The 1,838-nt window shown below is 68.1% G+C and carries 1 protein-coding gene; it reads right to left on the bottom strand.

Annotation, left to right across the window (positions count from 1 at the left end; genetic code table 11):
• On the bottom strand, positions 1-1,838 hold a 1,838-nt coding region (locus EOA27_RS34715), incomplete at both ends, for a serine/threonine protein kinase (protein WP_127258538.1).

The following is a 1,838-nucleotide window of genomic DNA, read 5'->3' as shown; positions in this document are numbered from 1 at the left end:
TCCTTGGGGCCGGTGATCACCAGCATGATCTGCGGCACCGCCTTGCCGGCCGCCTTGTCCGCGGCGGCGAGGCCGATAGGGATATTGAAGGTCACCTTGTCGGTTTGCGCCACCATGCGGTCGTCCAGGTTGAAGGCGACGCCCTTGTGGTCGATCAGCATGATGTTGGAGACGAGCCCGCCGCCCGTATAGAGCGCGCCGCTGACCGGCGCGCCATCCGGTATCGATGTCTTGTCGAGGACAAGCTGCGGCTTCGCGGCCGAACTCCGGTCGAGAAAGCGAAGGAAAGTCGGCACGCCGCACTGGGAGAGCGTGATGAGGCGCACGCTGATGTCTGGCTCGATATGGAACCTGGACTGGAAATCGCCGAGCAATTGTTCGAAGGGCTGGACCGCCGTTCCGTAACCCTCGATCGTGGGGGCGCCGCCGGGTCCGGATGTCACGTTGGCGTAGAAGCAATTGCCGCCGCTGAAATCGCGCACCCAGGAGCGCTGCTCGTTCCACTTGGCCATGTCGTCTTCCGCTGACGGAAGCGCCGGCTTTGGCACATTGACGGCGACGTCGGTCTCGGGCTGCTTGGTTGCCGGCGTCTGCGGTTGCTGCGCCGGCTGGGTTGGCGCGGTCGGCGTTGCCGGCTGGCTGGCTGTCGGGACCTTCGGCTCGGCCGGCGAGGGGGTCGGCTCCGTCGATGCCTGTCTTTGCGAAGTTGGGGGCAGGGATGGGGCCGGCTTAGGCAACTTGGAAAGCTTATCCACGAGGTCTTTCACGCTGGGCTTGGCTGCCGGCGGATTTGCCTCTTGCGCCGGCTTGTTCTCAGCCGCCTGGCTCGGTTCCGGCGTCTTGATCGCCGGCTCGCTTGCCGGCCGCGTCGGTTTCTCGCCTTCGGCAGCCGTTGGCCCGGGAGCCGGCGCGGGCGACTGTTGCGCTGAGGGCTGCACCGGCCTGGTCTCGACCTGAGGCGTCTGGCTTTTGGCCTCGCTCTCCGGCTGCGTGGCTGGCTGCTCGACGGGCGTCCTGGCCTCCGCCTCAGGTTGGGCGGATGGCTTCGCCGTGTCAGGTTTCGGTGCTTCCGGCTGAGCCGCGGCCGGCGCCTGCGGCTGAGCTTTCGGCGTCTCCGCTTGCTGCGCCTCGGCCACTGGTTTGGCGGTCTCGATGGCCGGCTTCGGAGTCAGCGGCTTGGGTGTCTCCGCCACCGGCATGGGCGCCAGGACGCCACTGAAATAGAGGCCCGCCACCGCCAGGACGGCGATCGCCGCGGCGCCGCCGGCGATGACAGGCATGCGCGAAGGCTTTTTGGGCGCGGCCGGCGCGGGCGCGCTGGCCGGGGTGGCGGCCGGCGCGGGCCTTGGCTCCGACAGGTAGGCGGGGCGCACATGCTCGACGAAACGCGGCTCGCCGGAAGGTGGTGTCTGGGGCTTGGAGTCCGGCGGCGCCGTCCAGCCGGCGCGCGGCAGGCCCGAGCGTTCGCGCGCGCCGAACGACACCGGCGGCGGCAATGTCGGCTCGAGATCCTCACCGCGCGTTGCTCGGGCGATCTCAGCCATGCTCGCCGGCCGGTCGCGCGGATCCGGTTGCAGCATGGCTTCGATGAGTTCGCGGAAATCGGGATCGATATCCGACAGGTCCGGCACGGTCCGGCGTTTCTCGATGACCTCATATTGCGAGCCGCTCATGTCGAGCGGCTTGCCGCGCAGCGCCGCCGCCAGCACCAGGCCGAGGCTGTAGATATCCGATTGCTCGCTGACCTCGCCGCCATAGAGGCCGAGTTGTTCCGGCGAAACATAATTGTATTTTCCGGCGAATTTGCCGCCGATCAGCGTTTCGCCGCCGACGGTCGC

This window comes from Mesorhizobium sp. M2A.F.Ca.ET.037.01.1.1 (genome assembly GCF_003998075.1).
Classification (GTDB): Bacteria; Pseudomonadota; Alphaproteobacteria; order Rhizobiales; family Rhizobiaceae; genus Mesorhizobium.
The sequence above is the reverse complement of the archived record's forward strand: the minus strand, read 5'-3'. Positions and strand labels throughout refer to the sequence as shown.